Source organism: Shewanella sp. ECSMB14101, from assembly GCF_000773485.1.
GTDB classification, from domain to species: domain Bacteria; phylum Pseudomonadota; class Gammaproteobacteria; order Enterobacterales; family Shewanellaceae; genus Shewanella; species Shewanella marisflavi.
Window position 1 is genome coordinate 13,865 of sequence record NZ_JSFF01000016.1, and the last position, 24,038, is coordinate 37,902.

The following is a 24,038-nucleotide window of genomic DNA, read 5'->3' on the forward strand; positions in this document are numbered from 1 at the left end:
ATAGGCTGTGTTAAAAACGCTCAGGGATATTACTCAGGCCGTAGCCGCAGCCGAAGATCTTCAATCTGCCTTATCGCTACTCGTTAGCCAAACTAAATCGGCAATGGAAACCCAATGCTGCTCTATCTATATCTTAGAGGAGCAGGAGTTGGTGCTTTCTGCGACCGATGGTCTGGACCCCAGGGCCGTTGGCCGAGTCAAGATGCCCATGAGCCAAGGCTTGGTCGGACTAGTGGCCGAGCGCGAAGAACCCGTTAACCTGGCTGATGCCCAGCAACACCCCAGATTCAAGTTGTTTACCGAAGTCGACGAGGAAGATTTTCGTGCCTTTCTCGCCGTTCCCATCATCTTTCAAAAATTGATCTTAGGCGTGCTGGTTGTGCAGCAGGCCGATGCCCGCCAGTTTAGTGAGGCCGAAGAAGCCTTCCTGATGACCCTGGCTGCCCAATTAGCGGTAGCCGTACGAGAGCAGCGTAAGAAGGCCGAGGTGAAATCGGCGCCAGATAAGTGTCTTTATACCGGGACTTCAGCGGCCAGTGGCGTGGTGATTGCCCATGCTATGGTGCTAGGTGGTGAAATCGCCTTAGATCAACAGCTGCATCAGACCCAGGATATCGAAACTGAGCTACAGGCATTGAGTCAGGCGTTAGATGCTTGTCGCAATACCCTAAGTGCCCTGTCGCAACGTTTCGATGGCGAGAATGAGAAAGAGGTGCAATCTATCTTCTCGGCGTTGCTTTTACTGCTTGATGATACCAGCTTAGGCGGTGAGTATGTGCGGGAGATCCAAGCGGGCTGGACGGCGATCTCTGCGGTGAGCCGTGTGTCGCTGCGCTACATCGACCACTTCCTTAAGATGCAAGACCCCTATATGCAAGAGCGCGCCACCGACATTCGAGACTTAGGTCAGCGTGTTCTGCGTGAATTGATTGAGCCGCAAAAGATGCAGCTGGAACTCGATGTGCCGGTGATCTTGGTGACTAAGGAGGCCACGGCGACCATGTTGGCGGAGTTTCCCCAGCATAAGCTCGTAGGGATTGTCACTGAGCAGGGGGGCGTAAACTCCCATGCCGCGATTTTGGCGCGCGCCTTTGGTGTTCCAGCTGTGATTGGGGTGGAGGGGATCCTTAATGCGGGTATTGATGGTAAGCAGTTAATTCTCAACGCCAATCGGGGGCAGGTGCTCATCTCGCCAACGCCGACTCTGATTAGTGAATATCGCAGTCTGATTTCGGCCGAGAAGGCGTTGCAAAAGCGGTATGCGGCTGAGCTTTCACAACCCGCTACAACTCTCGATGAGCGTCGTATTCATCTCTATCTTAACGCCGGACTGTTGAGCAGCTTGGCTTCGGAAATAGCCGAAGGGGCCGATGGTATTGGACTGTATCGTACCGAGATCCCCTTTATGTTGCAGACTCGCTTTCCCAGTGAGGCTGAGCAGGTCGAGGTGTATCGCCAGGTATTAGATGCGGCGGTTGGCCGACCGGTGGTGATGCGTACCTTAGATGTCGGTGGTGATAAGCCGCTTTCTTATCTGCCTATCACCGAAGAGAATCCCTTCCTAGGATGGCGAGGAATACGCCTAAGCCTAGATCATCCAGAGCTTTTCCTGGTGCAACTAAGAGCTATGTTAAATGCATCCGGTGGGCGCGATCAGTTACATATTTTGCTACCAATGGTTTGTTGCCTCGATGAGATCGATCAGGCTATCGCCTATCTTGAGCAGGCCTATCTTGAGGTGAAGCAAGATGTTCATCCGGATCTACAGCGACCTAAGCTAGGGATCATGCTGGAAGTGCCAGCGCTCTTGTTCCAGCTGGAAGAGGTAGCTAAACGGGTCGATTTTATCTCAGTAGGATCCAACGACCTGACACAATATTTACTGGCGGTCGACCGTAACAACCCCAGAGTCAGCACCCTTTACGATTGCTACCATCCAGGTATTTTACGGGCCTTGAAGCAGGCGAGATTGGCCTGTAAGCACTATCGACTGCCAATCAGTGTTTGTGGTGAGCTGGCGGGGGAGGCGATAGGTGTCCTTTTGCTCGTGGCTATGGGCTACACCCAGTTGAGTATGAACCAGGGTAGCCTTGCCAAGATCAATTATTTGATCCGCAGAGTCTCCTATAGCGATCTCAGTGCCATCCTCAATGAGGCACTATCGCTCAGCAATGGAGCCGAGGTGAGGCAGCTATTGACTCAATATCTTAAAGATAACGAATTGGATGAGTTCTTATAACTGGGCTAGGGTAATTTCAATCTGCCATTATTTCCATTAAGCTAATGCCTCATTTTGCCATCGCGATAGAGGTTTCATGTTCACCATAGTTGTTAGCTGCATTGCTTTAGGTGCCTTTATTGGCTTTATGGCAGGTCTGTTAGGCATAGGGGGCGGTGTGATCGCTGTGCCTGTACTGCTGTTTTTGTTACCTAAGGCGGGCGTGGTACCGGAGCATCTGACCCATGTGGCGATAGCAACCTCCCTGGCGGCGATTATTTTAACCTCACTTTCCTCAGCCAGGGCGCATCATAGCCGTGGTAATATTCCCTGGCATTTACTGACTATTATGTTGCCGGGTTTTATCATTGGTGCTCTGTCGGCAGGCTTTATCTCTTCACTCTTTTCCGCCGAGTTGCTTAAGCAGATATTTGCTGGTTTCTTGGTGCTTATGGCTGTGCAGATGGTTTTTCCCGTTAAGGCTACAGAGGTAGAGCGCTCCTTACCCCCTGCGCCCTACTTATTCCTTGCGGCCTGTATTATTGCAGTTATTGCGGCGCTGATGGGAATTGGTGGCGGTATCTTGTTGATCCCTTTCCTGACTTGGGCTGGCGTGCAGATGCGCCATGCTATCGGCTTTTCATCGGTCACAGGTCTGATGATCGCGTTGTTTGGTAGCCTGAGTTATGTCTTTGCTGGCTGGGTGACCCAAGGCCTGCCTGAGTACACCTTAGGGTATATCTATTTGCCGGCTTTGCTGGGCATAGTCTGCACCTCAATGTTGACGGCGCCCTTGGGGGCGAAAGCTGCCAGTATTTGGCCGACGGCAAGACTGAAAAAGATCTTCGCCGTCATGTTATTCTTTACGGGAATCAAGATAGCCCTGACCTAATCGGCAAATGGGGAAGGATGAACAAGCAGTGGGCGTCTTGCGCGCACTTATAAGTAACAATAAAAAGTAGGACAAGATGAAACAGTATTTGGCGTTATGTGAGCGAATCATCAATGAGGGCGTTTGGGTCGAGAACGAACGTACGGGCAAGCGCTGCTTAACCGTGATTAACGCCGATCTGGAATATAATGTGGCCGGTAATGAGTTTCCCTTGATCACCACACGCAAAAGCTTTTGGAAAGGGGCTATCGCTGAGCTTTTGGGTTATCTCAGAGGTTATGACAACGCCGCCGATTTTAGAAAGTTAGGTGCCAAGACTTGGGATGCTAACGCTAACGAAAATGCCGCTTGGCTTAACAATCCCCATCGTAAAGGTCATGATGATATGGGCCGGGTCTATGGTGTTCAGGGCAGAGCTTGGGCGAAACCTGATGGCGGCACAGTGGATCAGCTTCGAAAAATTATCGATAACCTCTCCAGGGGAGTAGATGATCGCGGCGAGATCTTAAGCTTTTATAATCCTGGCGAATTCCATATGGGCTGTCTGCGCCCTTGTATGCACACCCATAACTTTTCCTTTCTAGGTGACACTCTCTATCTCAATAGTTTCCAGCGCTCATGCGATGTCCCGCTTGGACTTAACTTTAATCAGGTGCAGGTGTTTGCCCTGTTGGCCATTGTCGCTCAGATCACTGGCCATAAACCGGGTAAGGCTTACCACAAGATAGTCAACGCTCATATTTACGAAGATCAGTTGCCTTTAATGCAAGAAGTGCAGCTCAAGCGTCAGCCCTTCCCATCGCCTCAGCTACATATCAATCCTGATATCAAGTCGCTCGAAGATCTTGAAACCTGGGTCACTATGGATGATTTCGAAGTAACAGGTTACCAGCATCATGACGCGATCCAGTACCCTTTCTCTGTATAACCTTCAGTCATAAGACTGAGGAATTTCTGAGGTAAAGCTCCAGCGGCGGATTATCGTCACTGGAGCTTTATTAATTTATTCTGCATAAAAAAACCTCTATTTATCGAGTATATGCCTGTATGTGTTGTCACATAAAGGTTTAGGCTTGGTAAACAAGCTGTCAAATTGCATCACGTTGATTAGTCTCGATAGAGAGTCTACACTTGATACTTCGGAATTACCGATGTTTAATGCTGATGCAAACGATTATTCAGTTAGGTTGCATTCCGCTAGACTCGATCCATTAAGTGTTTTTTGGAGTTTAATTTATGGAAAAGGCGATTAGAAATTTTCTAAGCCAAGAATCAGCTGGCGGCATCCTCTTGATGGCCGCAGTGCTACTAGCCATGATCATGGCCAACTCTCCCTTGTCTGGTTTGTACCAGGGTTTCTTGCATACAGAAATGCAGGTGAGAGTCGGTAGCCTAGATATCGATAAGACTCTCATTCATTGGATTAATGATGGCTTGATGGCCCTGTTCTTTATGCTGATCGGCTTGGAAGTGAAGCGTGAACTGCTTGAAGGCGCATTGTCGAGCCGTGAGCAGGCGTCTCTGCCCACTTTTGCTGCCATCGGTGGCATGATCTTTCCGGCGGCGATCTATCTCATCTTTAACTATTCCGACCCCATCACTCAGGTGGGCTGGGCGATTCCTGCTGCAACAGATATTGCCTTTGCATTGGGTATCATGGCCCTGTTGGGTAGCCGAGTGCCGGTAGCGCTTAAGGTCTTTCTGCTTGCGTTAGCCATTATCGATGACTTAGGCGTGGTGGTGATCATTGCCATGTTCTACAGCACAGATTTGTCGACCATCAGCTTGGTGGTGGCAGCGCTGGCGATAGTGATTCTGGTTGGGCTCAACCGTAAGGGGGTCACCTCACTGGCGCCTTATGGCGTAGTGGGCCTGATCCTGTGGATCGCCGTGCTCAAATCTGGGGTCCATGCGACTTTGGCGGGCGTTATTATTGCTTTCTGTATTCCACTGCGGGCGAAAGACGGTAGCTCACCCTCTGAAAATTTAGAGCATAGTCTGCACCCTTGGAGTACCTTTGTGATCTTGCCTATCTTTGCCTTTGCCAATGCGGGCGTGGATCTGTCGGGTATGAGTTTAGGGGATCTGCTATCGCCTGTACCAGTAGGGATCGCCTTGGGACTCTTGCTCGGTAAGCCGCTTGGAGTACTGCTATTTAGTTTTGTGGCCGTGAAGCTCAAACTTGCCGCACTGCCAGATGGTATGGGCTGGCGTCATATTGCGCCCGTAGCCGTAATGTGTGGTATCGGTTTTACCATGTCGATGTTTATCTCGTCCCTGGCCTTTATCGGTGAAGGTGAAGCCTATGGCGATTTAGCAAGATTGGGCATATTGACAGGATCTATCGCGTCGGCGGCAATAGGGTATTTTTGGTTATCTAAAGTGCTGCCAGAGAAAGGAGAAAAATCATGAAAAAAATCGTCGTGACACTCATGCTCTCGTTAGGATTAGCTGGGGGCGCCTCGGCTAGCCAACTGGCCGCCTGTAATCAGGATATCAATAGCGAGTCTTGTCAGCACTACCTTGAAGGGGTGGTTGACGGTGCGCTGATGTATAAGCCAAATGCTATGGGGAAAAGAGTCGAGAGTAATGGTTATGAGTCTCGCGCTCTTAAGTATCGCAGTGGTAAACGCTTCGAAGAAGCAAACCGTACCTATTGCGAGAGCCGTCTACCAGAGAGAGAAACCTTGGTACAGGGACTCGCTGAGGCGTTTGAGATGGGCAAAATCGATTCTGTCGATTCCCTCAGCGAAGTGATGTACGACCTGATGGATTGCCAGCGTCTGAAATAGGACGGGAGATTCGCAAACCTTGATGTCCCATCTTAATTACAACCATCTCTACTATTTTTGGATGGTGCACAAAAAAGGCTCGGTGGCTAAGGCCGCCGAGACCTTATGTTTGACCCCGCAGACGGTAACTGGACAGATCCGCGTATTGGAGCAGCGTCTCAACGGCACGCTATTTAAGCGGGTAGGGCGTAACCTTGAGCCCACTGAGCTGGGTGAGCTGGTATTCCGTTATGCGGACAAGATGTTTAGTCTGAGTTATGAGATGTTAGATATCCTTAACTATCAAAAGGATAATAACATCTTGTTTGAGGTAGGCATCGCCGATGCCTTGTCCAAGGCGTTGGCCAGCCGCGTGTTACTTTCTGTTGTCCCCAGCGATGGCTCTATGCACCTGGCTTGCTATGAGGCGACTCACGAGAGCCTGATGGAACGCCTAAGAGCCCACAAGCTGGATATGATCTTGTCCGACTGTGCCGGCGAGTCACTCAAATATCCCGAGATCTTATCTAAGAAGCTCGGGGAGTGCGGCGTGGCATTTTTCTCATCGACTACCTATGAACAACCCTTTCCCGCTTGTCTGGAGCAGGGCAAGTTGCTGATCCCGGGCAAACGTACTTCGCTTGGCCAGCAGCTGCACCATTGGTTTGATGAGAATGGCCTGGATGTGACCATTCTTGGAGAGTTCGATGATGCTGCCATGATGAAAGCCTTCGGTTTCTTTAAGAAGGGGATCTTTGTGGCGCCCTCCATCTATAAGCAAGATATTCTCGCCCATGATATTCATCTTTTAGGGGAAACTAATGATATTAAAGAGGTTTATCATGTAATGTTTGCCGAGCGCATGATTCAGCATCCTGCGGTGAAATCATTGTTGGAAACCGATTTTAGTGATCTGTTTGCCGGTAAAGATCTTGAGGTGGAACGCTTATAAAAACGGTGTGAAGCCGTTAGCCTAACTGGTACACTATCGCCAATTAAAAATAAGGGAGTAGTTGTGTGTCAGAGCCAATGAACATTGCCAGAGTGAGATGGGCGTGCCGACGCGGCATGTTAGAGCTTGATGTATTGTTTCAACCCTTTGTTGAAACGCAATATGAGCATCTTTCTAATGATGACAAAGCTGTTTTTGTTCGTTTGTTAGAGTGTGAAGATCCCGAGTTGTTTGCCTGGTTTATGGGTCATGAAGTGTGTCCCGATCCACTGCTTGCCGATATGGTCGTAAAAGTTCGTGGCCGGGCGGCGCCATAAGTTTCACCTTGTCGCTTCATTTGATCAGCGACTCTCGCTGATATGTTTTGCGGCCGTTTGTCTAAGTTCATTCTTGGTCTGGCCGCCAATTTCCCTTCTCTGGTTTGTTATCATCAAATACGCCCTGCTATCGGCAGTGGTCGGTTTCTTTGTTTATCAATTTTGGATACTCAAACACTGGTCATTTGGCTTCTGGCTGGATGAGTCCGGTAAGATTGGGCTGGATGAAAAGTCGCAAGGCGCTGCGCAAACAGAAAACTGTGTGGCTCTGTATTATCGGCGGGTGTGGGTGAGTCCCTTTGCCGTACTTTTTTGGCTTTGTAGTGATGACAATAAGCGTTTAGTGATTCTGTGGCGGGATATGTTTGACGACACAGGCTATCGGCACCTGTGTCGTCTATTGCTCAGATTTGGTTAACTTAGGTTATTGCTCTGGGAGCAATATGGTAGGTAGCGGGTTATTGCCCTTATTCGGGTAATCGATATTGTAGTGCAGCCCACGGCTTTCTTTACGTTCCATGGCGCAGCGAATGATCAGCTCGGCAACCTGAACCAGATTACGCAGTTCAAGTAAGTTATTGCTCACCTTGAAGTTGCTGTAATACTCCTGGATCTCCTGCTGTAGCATGGCGCAGCGACGCAGCGCGCGCTCAAGGCGTTTGTCTGAGCGTACGATCCCCACATAGTCCCACATGAAAAGACGCAGTTCATGCCAGTTGTGGGCAATCACCACCTCTTCATCTGAGTTGGATACTTTACTCTCATCCCAGGCGGGCAGCGCACCCGGCATAGGGATTTTAGTCAGCTGGCTCTCGATATCTTCGGCTGCGGCGCGGGCGAATACTAAACATTCTAGCAGTGAGTTACTGGCGAGGCGGTTGGCGCCATGCAGACCTGTATAAGCCACTTCACCTATGGCATAGAGGCCATTGAGATCGGTTTGGCCGTGGAGATCTGTCATCACGCCCCCACAGGTATAGTGAGCGGCAGGTACGACAGGGATAGGATCTTTAGTGATATCTATACCCAGCTCCAGACAACGTTTGTAGATAGTTGGGAAATGTTTGATCACAAAGTCAGCGGGTTTATGGGTGATATCCAGATAGACACAATCGGCGCCCAGACGCTTCATCTCATAGTCAATGGCACGAGCCACGATATCACGAGGGGCAAGTTCGCCACGCTCGTCGAAGTCGGGCATAAAGCGGGTGCCGTCCGGGCGTTTCAAATAGGCCCCTTCGCCCCTAAGGGCTTCGGTCAATAGGAAGTTGCGCGCATCGGCGTGGTAGAGACAAGTCGGATGGAACTGGTTGAACTCCATATTGGCTACACGGCAACCCGAGCGCCAGGCCATGGCTATACCGTCACCCGAAGCGATATCAGGATTTGAGGTGTATTGGTATACCTTTGAGCTACCACCTGTGGCCAGGGCAACAAAGCGTGCCTTGACGGTTTCCACATGCTCTTCGTCGCGGTTCCATACATAAGCACCGAGAACACGGTTGCCTGGTCGTTTGAGTTTACGGGTGGTGATCAGGTCAATGGCGTTGTAGCGCTCCAGTACCTTGATATTGGGGTGGGTGAGGGCGCGCTCTTGCAGCGTTACTTGTACCTCTTTGCCCGTGGCATCGGCCGCGTGCAAGATACGCCTATGGCTATGGCCACCTTCACGGGTTAAGTGGTACGGCGCCTTGCTTTTATCACCGTCGGCGGTCTCTTCCTTGTCGAAGGCGACACCGCAATGGATCAGCCATTCCATAGAGCTCTTGGCGTTTTCGGCTGTGAAGGTCACAACTTCTTCGTCGCATAACCCCGCCCCGGCAATCAGGGTATCGGTCACGTGAGATTCGATGGTATCCTCTTCATCGAATACTGAGGCGATGCCACCCTGTGCATAATAGGTGGAGCCTTCGCTGAGTGGACCTTTGGAGAGTAAGATAACGTTTGATTTTTCAGCCAGATGTAATGCTAAAGTCAAACCAGCAGCCCCGCTGCCGATAACCAAAACGTCAGATTGATGTTCAACTACTTGTTTCATCAGGTATCATGGTAAGTTATGCGAGTATTGTCTATGGTAAACCAAGACGGAATTTATGGATACAGATCTCGCGGTAGAAAATAAATTTGGATATCGCAATTTTTTTTAGAACTTTTTCGGTGTGGGCTAGTCTACATATGTGAATATGATTCGAGCGACTGAGAAATCAGCATTTTAGATTTAGGAGTAGTCGGCTCGGATGAGTGGACAGATAAGTGATCAACAACTCGTTGAGCGAGTGCAGCAAGGAGACAAAAACGCTTTTAACCTGCTGGTACAGAAATACCAGAGCAAAGTCATTAATCTGATTGCCCGCTATGTGCGGAATCAGGCGGATGTGGCGGATGTGGCACAGGAAGCCTTTATTAAAGCTTATCGTGCGCTGCCTAACTTTAGGGGTGAGAGTGCGTTTTACACTTGGTTGTATCGCATCGCGGTGAATACCGCGAAAAATCATTTAGTGGCACAGGGCAGGCGAGCGCCTGCCAATGATGTCGATGCAGAAGAAGCCGAATACTATGACGGCAGTGATGCGCTAAAGGAGTTCGCCTCCCCAGAGCGTCTTATGTTGTCAGATGAGATTCAGAAAGTGGTTTTCGATACGCTCGATACCTTGCCGGAAGAATTGAAGATGGCCATCTCTTTACGTGAACTCGATGGGATGAGTTATGAAGAGATTGCCAATGTGATGGAGTGCCCTGTGGGTACTGTGCGTTCTCGTATTTTTAGAGCGCGTGAAGCCATCGACAAGAAGTTGCAGCCTTTGCTGGAACGATAAAGCATTTAACTCGATACACTAAATTTATATGGGTGATAAATGGATAAATTAGGTCAGGAATGGGTCTCCGCTGCCGTTGACGGTGAAGTCGACGAGCAGGTATTGGCTGAATTGGCAGCCGATACGGATTCGCATGAAAAGTGGCGTGATTATCACATGATAGGTGATGCTATGCGTGGTGAGTTGCCAGCTGCGATCAATTTAGATCTCAGTGCCAATATCGCTGCGGCTATCGAGCATGAGCCTAGTATCCTGGTGCCTAAGCGTGTCGATACGCCTGAAGTCGCGCCCCAAAGTCAGTTTGCCAAGGTTGTCCCGCTATTTAAGCAGTTTGGTCAGTATGCCATTGCGGCCAGTGTGGCACTGGTAGCCGTGATTGGTGTACAAAATTATAATCAGACTGGTATCGAAGATGCGGCGCCTATGCCGGTACTCAATACCCGTCCCTTGATTGGTAGTGCATCACCGGTGAGTTTGCAGACGGGCCCTGTTCAGCAAAATCAAAGCTATACCAATGAGCGTGTGATGGAGCAGCGTCATCGCATTAACACCTATATTCAAGATCATATGCTGCAACAAAGATTGAACAACAGTGCCAATATAGACGACAATGGTGAGATGACACCGATCCCGGTTAATCACTAAAAGCTTTTTATACTGGTCACACTGTTACCCCATATGTGTAGATTAGTATGGTTAAGGAGTTAGCTTGCGTCTTATTTGGTTGGCCCTGTTAGTCCTGGTTTTTCCTGTCAGCGCGCAGGAAGAACTGTCAGCTAAGGCTTGGCTTGAAAATATGAGCCTTGCCTTAAAAGGGCAAGAATTCAAGATGTCCTTGATCCACCTTCAAGCGGATCACATTCGTCCCCTGGTTTATATTCACGGTATGGTCGATGACCAAGAGGTGGCTTTTCTCGAACACCTTAATGGTCCGCCGAAAAACGCCGTGCGTGTCGGCAATACCGTCACCTTTATCGAACATGACCAACCCGCCTATAGCGTGAGAGCTGATCGTATCCAAGGGGTATTACCTCCCGCCTTTGCTGGCTCTATCTCCAACCTGGAAACTGGGTATCAGTTTGTGCTCGGCGGTCGTTCGCGACTTGCAGGGCGCCCCAGTCAGTTGGTGCGAATTATTCCTAATGATGACCATAGATACGGTTATCAGGTGTGGCTGGATATGGATACCTATCTGCCTCTACGTTATGACATGCTCAATCTTGAGAAGCAGTTACTCGAGCAGATACTGGTCGTAGAGCTGATTGTGCTAGATGACGCGCCAGCGATTTTGCATGAAGCCTATAAGCAGGATTGGCCCGAGATCATGCCGCAGCCACAAAGGGAACAGGCCGATAACTGGCAATTCACTTGGTTGCCCCAAGGTTTTAAGATATTGGTGAAGGATAATCACAGGTTAATTGGTAGCCATGAGGCGGTGGAGTACATTGCCCTAAGCGATGGTTTAGTCAATATCTCAGTGTATGTGGCCAGAGCCGGTGATACCGCGCTGCCCGATGAGTTGATGACACGTAACGGTTTGTCCTTAGCAACTGAAAGGGTGGGTAACGCCGAAGTCGTTGCGGTGGGCAAGGTGCCTGCAGAGACACTAAGCCGTATCGCAAAAAGCATCACTATAGAGTGATCTGATTATGATGGAAGAAACCGCCACAGTGATCAGGTGCCCGGGTGATGGCTGGGTTACTGTTGAAGTGAAAGTTAAAAATGCCTGTAATCATTGTGATAACAATGAGAGTTGTGGAACTTCTGCCGTATCCAAGGCTTTTTCTCCTAAAGTGCAGCGATTCTCGCTGCCCAGTAATACCCAATATGAAGCGGGCGAACTGCTTAAGCTTGGCCTGCCTGAAAGCGTGATCTTAAAGGCCGCTGCCATCGTCTATCTAATGCCGCTGGCGGGTTTATTTATCGGCGCAGGCATAGGCCATTTTATGGCGCAAAGCCTGGATCTCGCTGGCAATGATATACCAGCCATTGTCACAGGTATTCTCGGGGCTGTTAGTGCCTGGATGGTCGGGCGCCGCTGGGCCAAGGCCATAGAGGTAAACAGTCAACCTGTTATCATCTCACGTCTGGGGCACCCCCTTAGCAAGGTGTCTTCAGTCAGCTAGTCTATTATTTTCACCGTCTGAATGATTCCAATTGGTATTAGGTTGTCGATCGGGTACAATTCGGCACTTTTAGATAATTTTCAATTTCGAGTTTAGTCATTTCGCACAATGAAGCATATTAGAAACTTTTCGATTATTGCCCATATTGATCACGGCAAATCAACCCTTTCTGACCGTCTTATTCAAGAGTGCGGTGGCTTGTCTGACCGCGAGATGGCGGCGCAAGTCTTGGACTCAATGGATCTCGAGCGTGAGCGCGGTATTACCATTAAAGCCCAGAGTGTGACACTCGACTATAAAGCCAAAGATGGTGAAACCTACCAGCTTAACTTCATCGATACTCCTGGCCACGTGGATTTCTCCTATGAAGTTTCGCGTTCACTGGCGGCTTGTGAAGGCGCCTTGTTAGTGGTCGATGCCGGGCAAGGTGTTGAGGCCCAGACCCTGGCAAACTGCTATACCGCCCTCGAAATGGATCTCGACGTGGTGCCGGTACTCAACAAGATAGATCTACCTCAGGCCGACCCAGAGCGAGTCGCTGAAGAGATTGAAGATATTGTAGGTATCGAGGCCACTGACGCGGTGCGCTGTTCGGCGAAGACGGGTCTTGGTATTAGCGATGTGCTGGAAACGATTGTTGCGCAGATACCGCCACCAAAAGGCGATCCTGATGCGCCGCTGCAGGCTTTGATTATCGATTCTTGGTTTGACAGTTACCTGGGCGTGGTTTCTTTGGTGCGCATCAAGAACGGCATGCTTAAGAAGGGTGACAAGTTTAAGGTGATGTCGACCGGCCAAACTCATACAGCCGATCGCGTCGGTATCTTCACGCCTAAGCAGACAGATACGACTCAGCTGAATACGGGTGAAGTGGGCTTCGTGATTGCGGGCATCAAAGAGATCCACGGCGCGCCAGTGGGCGATACTTTGACGCTGGCCAAGAATGGCGCCGACAAGCCTCTTCCTGGTTTTAAGAAGGTGAAGCCTCAGGTATATGCGGGCGTATTCCCTATCTCGACCGATGATTATGAAAATTTCCGTGATGCGCTCAACAAGCTGAGTCTTAATGATGCGTCGCTCTTCTTCGAGCCAGAAACTTCATCGGCACTGGGCTTTGGTTTCCGTATCGGTTACCTCGGCCTACTGCACATGGAGATCATTCAGGAACGTCTGGAACGCGAATATAACCTGGATCTGATCACGACAGCACCTACGGTAGTTTATGAGGTGGCGACCACTAAGGGCGAGACAATCTATGTCGATAACCCATCGGATCTTCCACCGATGAATAATATCGAAGAGATGCGCGAGCCTATCGTGGAGACTAATATCCTGGTGCCGAAAGAATACCTGGGTAATGTGATCACCCTTTGTGTCGAGAAACGTGGTGTACAGACCAACATGGTCTACCACGGCAATCAGGTGGCAATCACCTATGATATGCCTATGGCCGAAGTGGTGATGGACTTCTTTGATCGTCTGAAATCAACCAGTCGTGGTTATGCGTCGCTGGAATACAACTTTAAGCGTTTCGAGGCCGCCGACATGGTGCGTCTGGATGTGTTGATTAACGGCGATCGCGTCGATGCCCTAGCGATGATTCTGCATAAGGCTAACGTGCGTTACCAAGGTCTGGCTTTGGTCAACAAGATGAAAGAGCTTATTCCTAGACAGATGTTTGATATCGCAATTCAGGCCGCCGTTGGCAGTCAGATCATTGCCCGTTCTTCAGTGAAAGCATTGCGTAAAGACGTAACCGCTAAGTGTTATGGTGGTGACGTGTCGCGTAAGAAGAAACTGCTGCAGAAGCAGAAAGAGGGTAAGAAGCGTATGAAGCAGGTGGGTAATGTTGAAGTGCCTCAAGAGGCCTTCCTGGCAGTGCTCAAGCTCAACGAGTAATCACTTTTTAGTTAATAATTGTTAATAGTGATCGATAATGAGCGCCGCGGTTTGCGGCGCTTTGTTTGTTACAGTATAAATGGGCTATTGACCTGCTCCCTAGGCAGGTACCGACAATCTCATTTCGCAGGAGTTAGTTAGCGTATGGCAGCTTATTTTTCCCTTATTTTGGTTTTGGTGACACTGGGCAGTGGCTTGATCTGGATGTTCGATGCCCTGGTGTTAGCGCCGAAGCGCCAACAGAAGCTGGCGATAGCTCAGGCCGCTAATCAGGAGATCAGTGAAGAGAGTGCTGAAAAAATCGTGCGTGAATCCGCCATAGTGGAAACCTCGCGCTCTATTTTTCCAGTTATCGCTTTCGTGTTGATCTTACGCTCTTTTCTTTATGAGCCGTTTCAAATTCCCTCAGGTTCTATGATGCCAACCCTGTTGGTGGGTGACTTTATCCTGGTAGAGAAGTTTAGCTATGGACTAAAAGATCCTGTGTGGCGCAGTAAACTGGTAGAAACAGGCAAGCCTGAGCGCGGTGATGTGGCGGTATTTAAATATCCGGAAAATCCACAAATTGACTATATCAAGCGTGTCATCGGCCTGCCGGGCGACCGCATCGTCTATCGTAACAAGGACCTCTATATTCAAAAAGCCTGCCCAGAGGGACAGAGTGAATGTCCAAAGCTTGAGAAGATAGCGCGCGTTGGGGTCAATCAGGGAGAGTTCACCCAAGATAATATTCCACTGCTACGTTACAAGGAGCAGTTAGGGGATGTGACCCATGATATCTTGATCAACCCAGGGCGCGGTGAGCCAACCTCTTACTACTTCCGTGAAGGCAATCTGGCAGTGGGTGAGTTTGTGGTGCCAGAGGGACAATATTTCATGATGGGCGACAACCGCGATAATAGTACCGACTCGCGCTTCTGGGGCTTTGTGCCTGAAGCGAACCTAGTCGGCAAGGCGGTAGCAATCTGGATTAGTTTTGAATTTGAGCGTAAGCCATCGGACTTTTTGCCCACTTGGGTACCGACAGGTGTACGTTTTAACCGTGTAGGCGGAATTGTGTAGATGGAACCCATTAAAAATCTGCCGCGTTTGGGTAGAACCTTAGGTTATCAGTTTCAGCAAATTGCCCTGCTAGAGCAGGCGCTGACCCACAGGAGTGCGGCCAGCAAGCATAATGAAAGACTTGAGTTTTTAGGTGACTCGATTCTCTCAATCGTGATCTCAGATGCCTTGTATCAACAGTTTCCCAAGGCGACCGAAGGCGATCTTAGCCGCATGCGTGCCACGCTTGTGTGTGGCAAGATGCTGGCAGAGATCGCCAAAGAGTTTAAGCTTGGCGACTATCTTAAGTTAGGCCCTGGCGAACTTAAGAGTGGCGGATTCCGCCGTGAATCTATTCTGGCCGATGCCATGGAAGCCATTATCGGCGCCATCTATCTTGATGCTGATATCGAGGCTTGTCGCACTTTAGTACTAAACTGGTATAAGAGCCGCTTGGCGGTGATAGAGCCGGTGAATCAGAAAGATCCAAAGACCCTGCTGCAGGAGCACCTGCAGGGATTTAAACAGCCACTACCTGTATACAAGGTGGTGAATATTAGCGGCGAAGCCCACGCGCAAACCTTTACCGTGGAATGCAAAGTGGAGCAGTTGAAAGAGGCCGTTGTTGGCGTGGCAAATTCCCGCAGAAAGGCAGAACAGATTGCCGCGGCAGAAGTATTGGAGCGTATTAAATCATGAGCGATAAACCCGAACAGGCACAAGAGCCCAGTTTAGATGAACTCTTGGCTCGAATGAACCAAGGGGCCAGTGGCACTCAATATGAAGTGACCTACTGCGGCATGGTGGCGATCGTTGGTCGTCCCAATGTGGGTAAGTCGACACTGCTGAATAAGTTGTTAGGCCAAAAGATTTCGATCACCTCCAAGAAACCGCAGACCACGCGTCACCGCATCATGGGGATCCATACCGATGGGCCGCGTCAGGTGGTGTTTATCGACACCCCAGGACTGCATATCGAAGAAAAACGTGCCATCAACCGCCTGATGAACCGCGCCGCGTCCAGCTCTCTGGCGGAAGTTAGCTTGGTGGTGTTTGTGGTCGATGGTCTTAACTGGACCGCCGACGATGAGATGGTGCTGAAGAAGCTCCAAAGCCGTGATGATGGTCGTAAGACGATTCTGGCGATCAACAAGGTGGATAACATCAAGGATAAGGAAGCGCTGTTTCCGCATCTGCAGAGCTTAGCTGCTAAATTTGAATTTGATGAGATTCTGCCTATCTCGGCTACCCATGGCACCAATGTGCAGCGCATCATGGATCTCGCGCTCGAGTCTGTGCCTGAGTCACCTCATTTCTTCCCGGAAGATTATGTGACCGACAGATCGCAGAAATTTATGGCATCTGAGATAGTGCGTGAGAAGTTGATGCGCTTCTTAGGGGATGAACTGCCTTACGATGCCACGGTGGAGATCGAGCAGTTTAAGATGATGGAAAATGGCGTCTATCAGATCAATGCTCTAATTCTGGTGGAGCGTGAGACCCAAAAACGCATGGTGATCGGTAACAAGGGTGAGCGCATCCGTACCATAGCCACCCAGGCCCGCCTGGATATGGAGGTCTTATTCGATAATAAGGTGTTCCTCGAGGTATGGGTTAAGGTCAAGTCCGGCTGGGCGGATGATGAGCGTGCCCTGCGCTCACTGGGTTATGGCGAAAGCTAGGCCGGCAGGATAAGATAGAGCCGAGATGATGAAAGTGAGTGCTTTTGTCATCTCGGCTTTTTTATGAGTATCGATTAAGGAAAAGGATACATGCAAAGGGGGTATGTACTACACACCCGCCCTTACAGGGAGTCGAGTGTGCTGGTTAATCTATTGGTGGATGGCCTCGGCCGGGTCGATGCCGTGGCGCGCCTTGGCAGCGGTAAATCGTCCATCAAGAGCATACTGCAACCTTTTCAGCCCCTATTGTTTCAACTGTCGGGTCGAAGCAGTCTTAAGAGCCTGTACCAGGTGGAAGCGGCCAGTCCGGCCGTGCCCTTAAGTGGCAGCGACAGCTTTGCTGGTCTCTATCTTAACGAGTTGATGGTACGCTGTCTGTCGGTTGAACATGGCGCCGAGCAGTTTTTCTTTACCTATCACAAGACGCTGATGGCCATGGCGGCAAGCTTTAGCGAGGCCCAGCTCAGACAGTTTGAGTTAGCACTGCTTAAAGAGCTTGGGGTGATGCCTTCTCTGAGCCGGGATATCGATGGTAGCCCTATCGAAGCCGATTACTATTATCGCCTGCTGTCTGAAGAGGGCTTTAGCACGGCGCTTGGCCCTAAGCCTAACCATTTTAGTGGCGAGATGCTGCTGGCGCTGGAGCAAGATAAGCTAGTCGCAGACCAATTTAAGCAGGCTAAGCTGTTGATGCGGCAGCTGCTGGCGCCTCTGTTGGGAGACAAGCCACTCAAGTCCCGGGCACTGTTTTTAAAGGGTAACCGTCCATCTCGCTACAGTAAGTAACGCTGCAGTCGCGGTGAGGGCGTAGACTTGAGTATTTTCATTTGGTGTTTTCCTTGTGGCCTTCCCTTAAGCTTGAGTAAAATAGGCACAAAATTCAAATCGCTAAACTCTACACTTAAGGAATCTCCATGAGCCGCATTCATCTAGGCGTTAATATTGATCACATTGCTACCTTACGTCAGGCCCGTGGGACCAGCTATCCAGATCCCGTACATGCTGCAGCCGTTGCCGAGCATGCGGGCGCCGAAGGCATTACCGTGCATCTGCGTGAAGACAGACGTCATATCTGCGACCGCGATATCTATCTGTTGGCTAAGACCATCAAGACGCGCATGAATTTCGAGATGGCGGTGACCGAGGAGATGTTGGATATCGCCTGTGAGGTTAAGCCTGCCTATGTCTGTTTAGTGCCAGAGAAGCGCGAAGAGCTGACTACAGAAGGTGGTTTAGACGTAGCCGGTCAGCAGGAGAAGATCCGCGCCGCAGTTGAGCGTTTGACCGCACTTGGCATCAAGGTATCGCTGTTTATCGACGCCGATCCCGTGCAGATTGATGCAACGGTCGCCGTGGGCGCCCCAGTTATCGAGCTTCACACAGGTTGCTATGCCGATGCCGAGACTGATGCAGAGCAGGCTAAAGAACTGGCGCGTATCACAGAGATGGCCACCTATGCCCATGGTAAAGGCTTAGTGGTTAACGCGGGTCATGGTCTGCACTATCACAATGTTAAGCCTATCGCGGCAATTCCTGAGCTCTATGAGCTTAATATTGGCCACGCCATTATTGCCCGCGCCGCTATCGACGGTTTAGATAAGGCCGTTCGCGACATGAAGCAGTTGATGGTCGAAGGCCGTAGCGGTCAGTAGTGTATAGGCATGCGCCCTTATTGGGCGCGTGTTGAAGGAGAACTTATGATCGTAGGCTTAGGGACTGATATCGTCGAGATCGCGCGTATCGTCAACAAGGTGCCCGAGGCGGGTGATGAGTTAGCCTTGGCTAAATGTCCACTGGCCAAGCGAGTGCTGACCCAGACTGAGATGGCGATATTTGTTGCCTCCGCGCAGCCTGGGCGCTACCTAGCCAAACGCTTCGCCGCTAAGGAAGCTGCCGCCAAGGCATTGGGTACCGGAATAGGGCGCGGCGTCTCATTTCAACATATTGCCATCAGTAACGATGTCAATGGTGCTCCTTCAATCACTTTTAGCGATGGTGCGGCAGATAGGCTGACAACACTTGGCGGTGCGCGCGCACATATCTCCATTGCCGATGAAAAGCATTATGCTACGGCAACCGTGATCCTGGAATCCTGCTAAGGCAGGATGCTAACCCCACCTTTTTTGTTTGAAATCTTCTTTCGGATTCGCGCGAGTACTCGGCTTGAGTGCTCTAGCGTGTTTGAGTCTTATATTCCTGATTTATAAAAACTTATGCTGCTCTTGTTTTAGGCTGGTATCTGTTGATGAAATGTTTTAGCTTAGGTTGAATCAGACAAGCGTTGTGCTTCATCCCTTGAGTCTTAATGGCCTGGTTGGGAAGAGTTGATGGAACGCTAAAAGCCATAAGATAATGGAGCTAACCATGAAATCTGCGATTGAGCAGTTATCCACCTATAAGAGCGTTCACCTCAATCCCACTAATATTAAGACGCATTTTGTGGGGATACCGCTGATCATCTGGGCGGCTTTTGTGATGTTAAACAGCATACCTGTGACCTTTTTTACCCATGAACCATCGGGTCTGGTATTTAATGTGGCTGGGCTGTTTACCGTTTGTGTATTGCTCTATTATTTCATCTTGCATGCGAGACTCGCCCTTGGGCTGATGTTGTTTATTCTTCCTGTGCTCTACACCTCCTATTTAGTGTCACTGCAGGATCAGGCTTGGCCTATCGCCATAAGTATCTTCGTGATTGGCTGGATTTTTCAGCTTATTGGCCACAAGTATGAGAAAGCTAAGCCGGCCTTTATCGACGACTTGAACCAGCTGCTTATTGGCCCCTTTTTCCTGATGGCTGAGCTCTATTTTATGCTAGGGCTGGAGAAGGAGCTGGACAAGGCGATAACGCCACTGGCGATAGAGAAGCGCCGCGCCTTAACCCATGCCAGTAAGGGCGGCTAATAACAGTGTTCATATAAGTGATAATAAGCAAAAAGGCGCTTTAGAGCGCCTTTTTTTGTGAGTGGTGGAACACTATTTTCGACTGCCCTTGGGCGCCTTGTAGTGCTGGGGTATCACCCGTACCGTCTTGACCATGTTATCTGCAACTTCTACCACCTCGAGCGGATAGCCACACAGACGCATCGAAGTATTGGGCTCGGGGATCTCTTCCAGGTATTCCAAGATCAGCCCGTTAAGTGTCTTAGGTCCGTCGATAGGGAAATGCCAATCCATCTCCTTGTTCAGATCACGGATGTTGATGGTGGCATCAATCAAAAAGCTGCCGTCTTGCTGCTTGTTGATATCTTCGCTGGGTGTGGTGATCATCGAAGTGGTAAAGTCGCCGACGATCTCTTCGAGAATATCTTCCAGTGTCACTAGCCCCTGAATATCACCATATTCATCCACTACTAGACCGATGCGCTCCTTATTGTGCTGAAAGTTAGCCAGCTGCACGTTAAGGGGCGTTCCTTCTGGAATAAAGTAGATCTCTTTTACTGCCCTTAGCAGTGAGGACTTACTGAATTGCTGCTTAGATTGCAGTCGCAGCGCATCTCTTAAGTGCACAAAGCCTACCGCATCATCTATGTTGTCGCGGTATAGCAATACCCGGGTATGGGGACTCTGAATCACCTGTCTATTGATGCGGCTAAAGTCATCGTTAATGTTGATGGCGTAGAGATCCGAGCGGGGGATCATGATGTCTTCGACCGTGACCTTTTCCAGATCCATGATAGACAGCAACATCTCCTGGTGGCGCTGAGGGATCAGGGCGCCCGCTTCGTGCACCACAGTGCGCAGCTCCTCCTGACTCAGGGCATCATCGGCCTTCACCGAACGAATTCCCAGTAAGCGCAGGAAAGTGGAGGTAATAAAGTTAACGATTTTCACCAGAGGTGATAGGACGACCAATAGCGCCTTGAGCAGTATGCTCGAAGGAAAAGCGATGCGTTCAGGGTGCAAGGCCGCCACGGTTTTCGGCGTCACTTCGGCAAACACCAGCACCACTAAGGTAAGCACACCTGTGGCAATGGCGACCCCCAGATCGCCAAATAAGCGTATACCTAAGATGGTGGCAATGGCCGAGGCGAGAATATTCACCAGGTTGTTGCCGATCAGAATCAAACCTATTAAACGGTCAGGACGCTCTAACAGCTTGATGGCTCGCTTGGCGCCCTTGTGCCCGCTATTAGCCAGATGCCGTAAGCGATAGCGGTTGAGCGACATCATGGCGGTTTCTGAGCCAGAGAAGTAGGCGGAGATAATAATGAGTACAAATAGAAGTATTAGAAGTACGCTGGTGGATATAGCTTCCAATCAGTGGCCCCACTTTGGCGTTGATGAGTAAGAATAGCGTTAAGGCATAAGTAAATACAGCGGTTTGGACAAAGAGTCAAGTTCACCTGGGTAGCACTTTAGTCAATACTGACCCAGATGAATGCTAGTACTTAGCCTCTGCTGGGCTCACTATTGCAGGATTAACTCTTTAACGATACGGGCGCCGAAATAGGCGAGAGAGAGCAGAGTCGCTCCTATCAAGGTGTAGGCGACCGCGGTGCGGATCTTACAGCCTACCCAGTATTGTTGGCCCAACATGGCGATATAGGTAAACCAAGCCATGATAGAGAGAATAGCCTTATGGCCTTGGCCATTGGCAAACATATCGTCCAGGAAGATAAAGCCGGTTGCCAGCGATAGGCTTAACAGTACCACGCCGATAATCACCAGATGATACAGCTGTTTTTCAACAGTCATTAATGGGGGAATTGCCGGGCTGAGCATCAACTGTTTCTTTTTCAGCTTGTTTTGGATCATCGCCAGTTGAATGGCGTACAAGGCAGCAATCATCAGCGCACTGTATGCCATCAGCGACAGCACCACGTGGGCAAGGACTTCAGGATAGAGTTCGAAGTGGGTGATATATTCGGGCGGTAGTAGCCACAGCAAGGCGACAGAGATCACCGAGCAGGCATAGACAACCGGCACAACCACAATGACCTTAAGGCGGAACATCAAAATGGTAAAGGTGAAGGCGATGATCCAGTTCACCATGGAGATCACATTGGTCAGGCTAAAGTTTTGACCGTTACCGGTAAAGATGGCCTGATACAGTGCGGCGGCATGAAGTACCACGGCCACAGCGGCAACGGCCGCGACGGCTTTACGGTTAGGGCCATCAGCATGAAACAGTCGACTGACCACTAAGACGAGCGCGATACTGTAAAATAGAATGGCAGAAGCCGAAAAAATCACCATCGAAAATTAACCTACCGTTATGTTAGCTTTCTTGTTGTAAAACGGCTCGCACTAAGCGGCCGAGTTTGTCTCGTTAGTTGATTGTTAGAATAACACGATGGAGACTATTTTGGGCAGAGGCTTTACACACAAAAATTAGCACTTTCTGAGCGTTACTCCTAAGTTTTGACATTTTCTTGCCTGCAAAATAGTGCGATGTCCCAGCCATAACTTACGCAGTGCGGTAGCATAATATCTGTGCATCGCTATAATACGCCCCAATCATGTAAATTCTAACCGGTAAAGAACGCGATAATGTTTGAGAACCTAACCGACAGATTATCACGAACCCTGAAGAACATCAGTGGCCGTGGTCGCTTAACTGAAGACAATATTAAAGAAACGTTACGCGAAGTGCGCATGGCGCTACTGGAAGCAGACGTCGCTTTGCCCGTTGTACGAGCCTTCGTCAACAGCGTCAAGGAACGTGCCGTCGGCCAGGAAGTCTCTAAAAGTCTGAGTCCTGGCCAGGCCTTTATCAAAATCGTCCAGAGTGAACTGGAAAACGCCATGGGCGAAGCCAACGAGGCATTAAACCTCTCGGCGCAGCCACCCGCGGTGATCATGATGGCGGGCCTGCAAGGTGCGGGTAAGACCACCAGTGTCGCCAAGCTATCTAAGTTCCTACGCGAAAGAGAGAAAAAATCGGTACTCGTGGTTAGTGCCGATGTTTATCGCCCCGCGGCGATAAAACAGCTGGAAACCTTGGCCGCCGAAGTCGAAGTTGAATTTTTCCCATCGGATGTTAGCCAGAAGCCTATCGATATCGTTAACGCAGCCATGGCTCACGCCAAGCTCAAGTTTATCGATGTGGTGATTGTCGATACCGCAGGTCGCCTGCATGTCGATGAAAGCATGATGGATGAGATCAAGGCATTACACGCCGCCGTTAAGCCTATCGAAACCCTGTTTGTGGTCGATGCCATGACAGGTCAGGATGCGGCCAATACCGCCAAGGCCTTTAATGAGGCGTTGCCACTGACTGGTGTGGTGTTGACTAAGGTCGACGGTGATGCCCGCGGTGGTGCGGCCTTGTCGATTCGTCATATCACTGGCAAGCCAATTAAGTTTTTAGGTGTCGGCGAGAAGACCGATGCGTTAGAGCCTTTCCATCCGGATCGTGTTGCTTCACGAATTCTTGGCATGGGCGATGTCCTCTCTTTGATCGAAGAGGTTGAACGCGGCGTCGACAAAGAGAAGGCGATGAAGCTGGCCTCTAAGGTCAAGAAGGGCGGCAGCTTTGACTTAGAAGATTTCCGCGAGCAACTGCAACAGATGAAAAACATGGGCGGCATGATGAATATGCTGGAGAAGCTACCCGGTGTGGGTCAGTTGCCGCCAGAAGCCTTGGCTCAGGTGCAAGATGGTAAGCTAACCGGGCAAATGGAGGCTATTATTAACTCTATGACGCCTGCTGAGCGTAAGCGCCCTGATATTATCAAAGGGTCTCGCAAGCGTCGTATAGCCATGGGCTCGGGCACTCAGATCCAGGATGTGAACCGCCTGCTCAAGCAATTTACCCAGATGCAGAAGATGATGAAGAAAATGTCGGGTAAAGGTGGCATGAAGAAGATGATGCGCGGCATGAGTGGCATGCTGCCTCCAGGCATGAAGATGCCTGGCCGTTAATCTGTAGATTTTGTATAGATTTAGCTCAGCGCACTAAGGGTTTCTGGCCCTTAGTGCGCTGGCTATTTTTGCGTGAAAAACGTTGCATTCGTCGCCGATTCAGGTAGAATCGTGCGGCTTTCTATCTGGGACTCTTCGCGAACACGGGGTTCCAGTTTTTATTTTTGCTTCATAACGAAGCAAATCATTAGAGGATAAAAGACGCATGGTTACCATTCGTTTAGCTCGAGGCGGCGCAAAAAAGCGTCCATTTTATAACATCGTTGTTGCTGATAGCCGTAACGCTCGTGACGGTCGTTTCATCGAACGTGTTGGCTTCTTCAACCCTGTTGCTCAAGGTCAAGAAGAAGCTCTTCGCTTAGATCTTGATCGTGTAGAACACTGGGTTGCTAACGGTGCTGCTACTACTGATCGTGTAGCGAAACTGATCAAAGACGCTCGTAAAGCTGCTGCTTAA

The 24,038-nt window shown here is 49.9% G+C and carries 25 protein-coding genes; 22 read left to right on the plus strand and 3 right to left on the minus strand.

Features of this window, described 5'->3' with window-relative positions:
- Positions 1 to 7: 7 nt before the first annotated feature.
- From ptsP to NY07_RS12880, 8 genes are all read left to right on the plus strand, one after another.
- Positions 8 to 2,239, plus strand: a complete 2,232-nt coding sequence (gene ptsP / locus NY07_RS12845) for a phosphoenolpyruvate--protein phosphotransferase (protein ID WP_033539768.1) — start codon at positions 8 to 10, stop codon at positions 2,237 to 2,239.
- A 76-nt stretch (positions 2,240 to 2,315) separates the two neighbouring features.
- Complete coding sequence (locus NY07_RS12850; RefSeq protein ID WP_033539769.1) at positions 2,316 to 3,110, plus strand: sulfite exporter TauE/SafE family protein; 795 nt, start codon at positions 2,316 to 2,318, stop codon at positions 3,108 to 3,110.
- Between the two features lie 76 nt (positions 3,111 to 3,186).
- Positions 3,187 to 4,038: a thymidylate synthase gene (locus tag NY07_RS12855; protein WP_033539770.1), complete on the plus strand. Its 852-nt coding sequence runs from the start codon at positions 3,187 to 3,189 to the stop codon at positions 4,036 to 4,038.
- A gap of 308 nt (positions 4,039 to 4,346) precedes the next feature.
- Positions 4,347 to 5,522, plus strand: coding sequence for a Na+/H+ antiporter NhaA (gene nhaA / locus NY07_RS12860; RefSeq protein WP_033539771.1), 1,176 nt, complete (start codon positions 4,347 to 4,349; stop codon positions 5,520 to 5,522).
- Positions 5,519 to 5,902, plus strand: coding sequence for a hypothetical protein (locus tag NY07_RS12865; protein ID WP_033539772.1), 384 nt, complete (start codon positions 5,519 to 5,521; stop codon positions 5,900 to 5,902). Before nhaA ends, NY07_RS12865 begins: the two co-directional genes overlap by 4 nt.
- 22 nt (positions 5,903 to 5,924) lie before the next feature.
- Positions 5,925 to 6,833: a transcriptional activator NhaR gene (nhaR, locus tag NY07_RS12870; protein ID WP_033539773.1), complete on the plus strand. Its 909-nt coding sequence runs from the start codon at positions 5,925 to 5,927 to the stop codon at positions 6,831 to 6,833.
- A gap of 77 nt (positions 6,834 to 6,910) precedes the next feature.
- The gene (locus tag NY07_RS12875; RefSeq protein WP_033539774.1) at positions 6,911 to 7,150 is read left to right on the plus strand and encodes an FAD assembly factor SdhE; all 240 of its coding nucleotides are present in this window, start codon (positions 6,911 to 6,913) and stop codon (positions 7,148 to 7,150) included.
- Positions 7,131 to 7,568 (plus strand): protein YgfX, encoded by a 438-nt coding sequence (locus NY07_RS12880; protein WP_033539775.1) that lies wholly within the window; start codon positions 7,131 to 7,133, stop codon positions 7,566 to 7,568. The genes NY07_RS12875 and NY07_RS12880 overlap by 20 nt, the downstream gene beginning before the upstream one ends.
- Positions 7,569 to 7,574: 6 nt before the next feature.
- Here NY07_RS12880 and nadB read toward each other — a convergent pair whose 3' ends face one another.
- The gene (nadB, locus tag NY07_RS12885; protein ID WP_033539776.1) at positions 7,575 to 9,188 is read right to left on the minus strand and encodes an L-aspartate oxidase; all 1,614 of its coding nucleotides are present in this window, start codon (positions 9,186 to 9,188) and stop codon (positions 7,575 to 7,577) included.
- Positions 9,189 to 9,387: 199 nt separating this feature from the next.
- On the opposite strand from nadB, the gene rpoE reads away from it, so the two are divergent.
- From rpoE to NY07_RS12945, 12 genes are all read left to right on the plus strand, one after another.
- Positions 9,388 to 9,966, plus strand: coding sequence for an RNA polymerase sigma factor RpoE (gene rpoE / locus NY07_RS12890; protein ID WP_033539777.1), 579 nt, complete (start codon positions 9,388 to 9,390; stop codon positions 9,964 to 9,966).
- 39 nt (positions 9,967 to 10,005) lie between these two features.
- Complete coding sequence (locus NY07_RS12895) at positions 10,006 to 10,611, plus strand: sigma-E factor negative regulatory protein (RefSeq protein ID WP_033539778.1); 606 nt, start codon at positions 10,006 to 10,008, stop codon at positions 10,609 to 10,611.
- Positions 10,612 to 10,675: 64 nt separating this feature from the next.
- Complete coding sequence (locus NY07_RS12900; RefSeq protein WP_033539779.1) at positions 10,676 to 11,608, plus strand: MucB/RseB C-terminal domain-containing protein; 933 nt, start codon at positions 10,676 to 10,678, stop codon at positions 11,606 to 11,608.
- 7 nt (positions 11,609 to 11,615) lie between these two features.
- A complete protein-coding gene (locus NY07_RS12905) occupies positions 11,616 to 12,092 on the plus strand; it encodes a SoxR reducing system RseC family protein (RefSeq protein ID WP_033539780.1) in 477 nt (158 codons plus the stop codon).
- A gap of 108 nt (positions 12,093 to 12,200) precedes the next feature.
- A complete protein-coding gene (lepA, locus tag NY07_RS12910) occupies positions 12,201 to 13,991 on the plus strand; it encodes a translation elongation factor 4 (RefSeq protein ID WP_033539781.1) in 1,791 nt (596 codons plus the stop codon).
- A 144-nt stretch (positions 13,992 to 14,135) separates the two neighbouring features.
- A complete protein-coding gene (gene lepB, locus NY07_RS12915; RefSeq protein ID WP_033539782.1) occupies positions 14,136 to 15,053 on the plus strand; it encodes a signal peptidase I in 918 nt (305 codons plus the stop codon).
- Positions 15,054 to 15,731 carry a ribonuclease III gene (rnc, locus tag NY07_RS12920; protein WP_033539783.1) on the plus strand — a complete coding sequence of 226 codons (678 nt, stop codon included), beginning with the start codon at positions 15,054 to 15,056 and terminating at the stop codon, positions 15,729 to 15,731.
- Positions 15,728 to 16,714 carry a GTPase Era gene (gene era / locus NY07_RS12925; RefSeq protein WP_033539784.1) on the plus strand — a complete coding sequence of 329 codons (987 nt, stop codon included), beginning with the start codon at positions 15,728 to 15,730 and terminating at the stop codon, positions 16,712 to 16,714. Before rnc ends, era begins: the two co-directional genes overlap by 4 nt.
- Positions 16,715 to 16,804: 90 nt before the next feature.
- A complete protein-coding gene (recO, locus tag NY07_RS12930) occupies positions 16,805 to 17,500 on the plus strand; it encodes a DNA repair protein RecO (protein WP_033539785.1) in 696 nt (231 codons plus the stop codon).
- 128 nt (positions 17,501 to 17,628) lie between these two features.
- Positions 17,629 to 18,366 carry a pyridoxine 5'-phosphate synthase gene (gene pdxJ / locus NY07_RS12935; RefSeq protein WP_033539786.1) on the plus strand — a complete coding sequence of 246 codons (738 nt, stop codon included), beginning with the start codon at positions 17,629 to 17,631 and terminating at the stop codon, positions 18,364 to 18,366.
- Between the two features lie 45 nt (positions 18,367 to 18,411).
- On the plus strand, positions 18,412 to 18,813 hold the full coding sequence (gene acpS, locus NY07_RS12940) for a holo-ACP synthase (RefSeq protein ID WP_033539787.1): 402 nt from the start codon (positions 18,412 to 18,414) through the stop codon (positions 18,811 to 18,813).
- Positions 18,814 to 19,078: 265 nt separating this feature from the next.
- A complete protein-coding gene (locus NY07_RS12945) occupies positions 19,079 to 19,618 on the plus strand; it encodes an Mpo1 family 2-hydroxy fatty acid dioxygenase (protein WP_033539788.1) in 540 nt (179 codons plus the stop codon).
- Positions 19,619 to 19,690: 72 nt separating this feature from the next.
- Here NY07_RS12945 and NY07_RS12950 read toward each other — a convergent pair whose 3' ends face one another.
- Together NY07_RS12950 and NY07_RS12955 are read right to left on the minus strand one after the other, a co-directional pair.
- The gene (locus tag NY07_RS12950) at positions 19,691 to 20,974 is read right to left on the minus strand and encodes an HlyC/CorC family transporter (RefSeq protein WP_033539789.1); all 1,284 of its coding nucleotides are present in this window, start codon (positions 20,972 to 20,974) and stop codon (positions 19,691 to 19,693) included.
- Positions 20,975 to 21,124: 150 nt separating this feature from the next.
- Positions 21,125 to 21,913: a cytochrome C assembly family protein gene (locus NY07_RS12955; protein WP_033539790.1), complete on the minus strand. Its 789-nt coding sequence runs from the start codon at positions 21,911 to 21,913 to the stop codon at positions 21,125 to 21,127.
- A gap of 294 nt (positions 21,914 to 22,207) precedes the next feature.
- Here NY07_RS12955 and ffh point away from each other — a divergent pair, with 294 nt between their 5' ends.
- Both ffh and rpsP read left to right on the plus strand, forming a co-directional pair.
- Positions 22,208 to 23,581 carry a signal recognition particle protein gene (gene ffh / locus NY07_RS12960; RefSeq protein ID WP_033539791.1) on the plus strand — a complete coding sequence of 458 codons (1,374 nt, stop codon included), beginning with the start codon at positions 22,208 to 22,210 and terminating at the stop codon, positions 23,579 to 23,581.
- A gap of 205 nt (positions 23,582 to 23,786) precedes the next feature.
- The gene (gene rpsP, locus NY07_RS12965; protein ID WP_033539792.1) at positions 23,787 to 24,038 is read left to right on the plus strand and encodes a 30S ribosomal protein S16; all 252 of its coding nucleotides are present in this window, start codon (positions 23,787 to 23,789) and stop codon (positions 24,036 to 24,038) included.

Bases quoted from the DNA above. Each gene is read 5' to 3' on its own strand.
- NY07_RS12955 (WP_033539790.1), bottom strand. From the start codon at position 21,913: ATGGTGATTTTTTCGGCTTCTGCCATTCTATTTTACAGTATCGCGCTC.
- nadB (WP_033539776.1), bottom strand. From the start codon at position 9,188: ATGAAACAAGTAGTTGAACATCAATCTGACGTTTTGGTTATCGGCAGC.
- nhaR (WP_033539773.1), top strand. From the start codon at position 5,925: ATGTCCCATCTTAATTACAACCATCTCTACTATTTTTGGATGGTGCAC.
- recO (WP_033539785.1), top strand. From the start codon at position 16,805: ATGCAAAGGGGGTATGTACTACACACCCGCCCTTACAGGGAGTCGAGT.
- pdxJ (WP_033539786.1), top strand. From the start codon at position 17,629: ATGAGCCGCATTCATCTAGGCGTTAATATTGATCACATTGCTACCTTA.
- rpsP (WP_033539792.1), top strand. From the start codon at position 23,787: ATGGTTACCATTCGTTTAGCTCGAGGCGGCGCAAAAAAGCGTCCATTT.
- NY07_RS12855 (WP_033539770.1), top strand. From the start codon at position 3,187: ATGAAACAGTATTTGGCGTTATGTGAGCGAATCATCAATGAGGGCGTT.
- nhaA (WP_033539771.1), top strand. From the start codon at position 4,347: ATGGAAAAGGCGATTAGAAATTTTCTAAGCCAAGAATCAGCTGGCGGC.
- lepB (WP_033539782.1), top strand. From the start codon at position 14,136: ATGGCAGCTTATTTTTCCCTTATTTTGGTTTTGGTGACACTGGGCAGT.
- rpoE (WP_033539777.1), top strand. From the start codon at position 9,388: ATGAGTGGACAGATAAGTGATCAACAACTCGTTGAGCGAGTGCAGCAA.
- era (WP_033539784.1), top strand. From the start codon at position 15,728: ATGAGCGATAAACCCGAACAGGCACAAGAGCCCAGTTTAGATGAACTC.
- NY07_RS12905 (WP_033539780.1), top strand. From the start codon at position 11,616: ATGATGGAAGAAACCGCCACAGTGATCAGGTGCCCGGGTGATGGCTGG.
- acpS (WP_033539787.1), top strand. From the start codon at position 18,412: ATGATCGTAGGCTTAGGGACTGATATCGTCGAGATCGCGCGTATCGTC.
- rnc (WP_033539783.1), top strand. From the start codon at position 15,054: ATGGAACCCATTAAAAATCTGCCGCGTTTGGGTAGAACCTTAGGTTAT.
- ffh (WP_033539791.1), top strand. From the start codon at position 22,208: ATGTTTGAGAACCTAACCGACAGATTATCACGAACCCTGAAGAACATC.
- NY07_RS12895 (WP_033539778.1), top strand. From the start codon at position 10,006: ATGGATAAATTAGGTCAGGAATGGGTCTCCGCTGCCGTTGACGGTGAA.
- NY07_RS12875 (WP_033539774.1), top strand. From the start codon at position 6,911: ATGAACATTGCCAGAGTGAGATGGGCGTGCCGACGCGGCATGTTAGAG.
- NY07_RS12945 (WP_033539788.1), top strand. From the start codon at position 19,079: ATGAAATCTGCGATTGAGCAGTTATCCACCTATAAGAGCGTTCACCTC.
- NY07_RS12850 (WP_033539769.1), top strand. From the start codon at position 2,316: ATGTTCACCATAGTTGTTAGCTGCATTGCTTTAGGTGCCTTTATTGGC.
- lepA (WP_033539781.1), top strand. From the start codon at position 12,201: ATGAAGCATATTAGAAACTTTTCGATTATTGCCCATATTGATCACGGC.
- NY07_RS12865 (WP_033539772.1), top strand. From the start codon at position 5,519: ATGAAAAAAATCGTCGTGACACTCATGCTCTCGTTAGGATTAGCTGGG.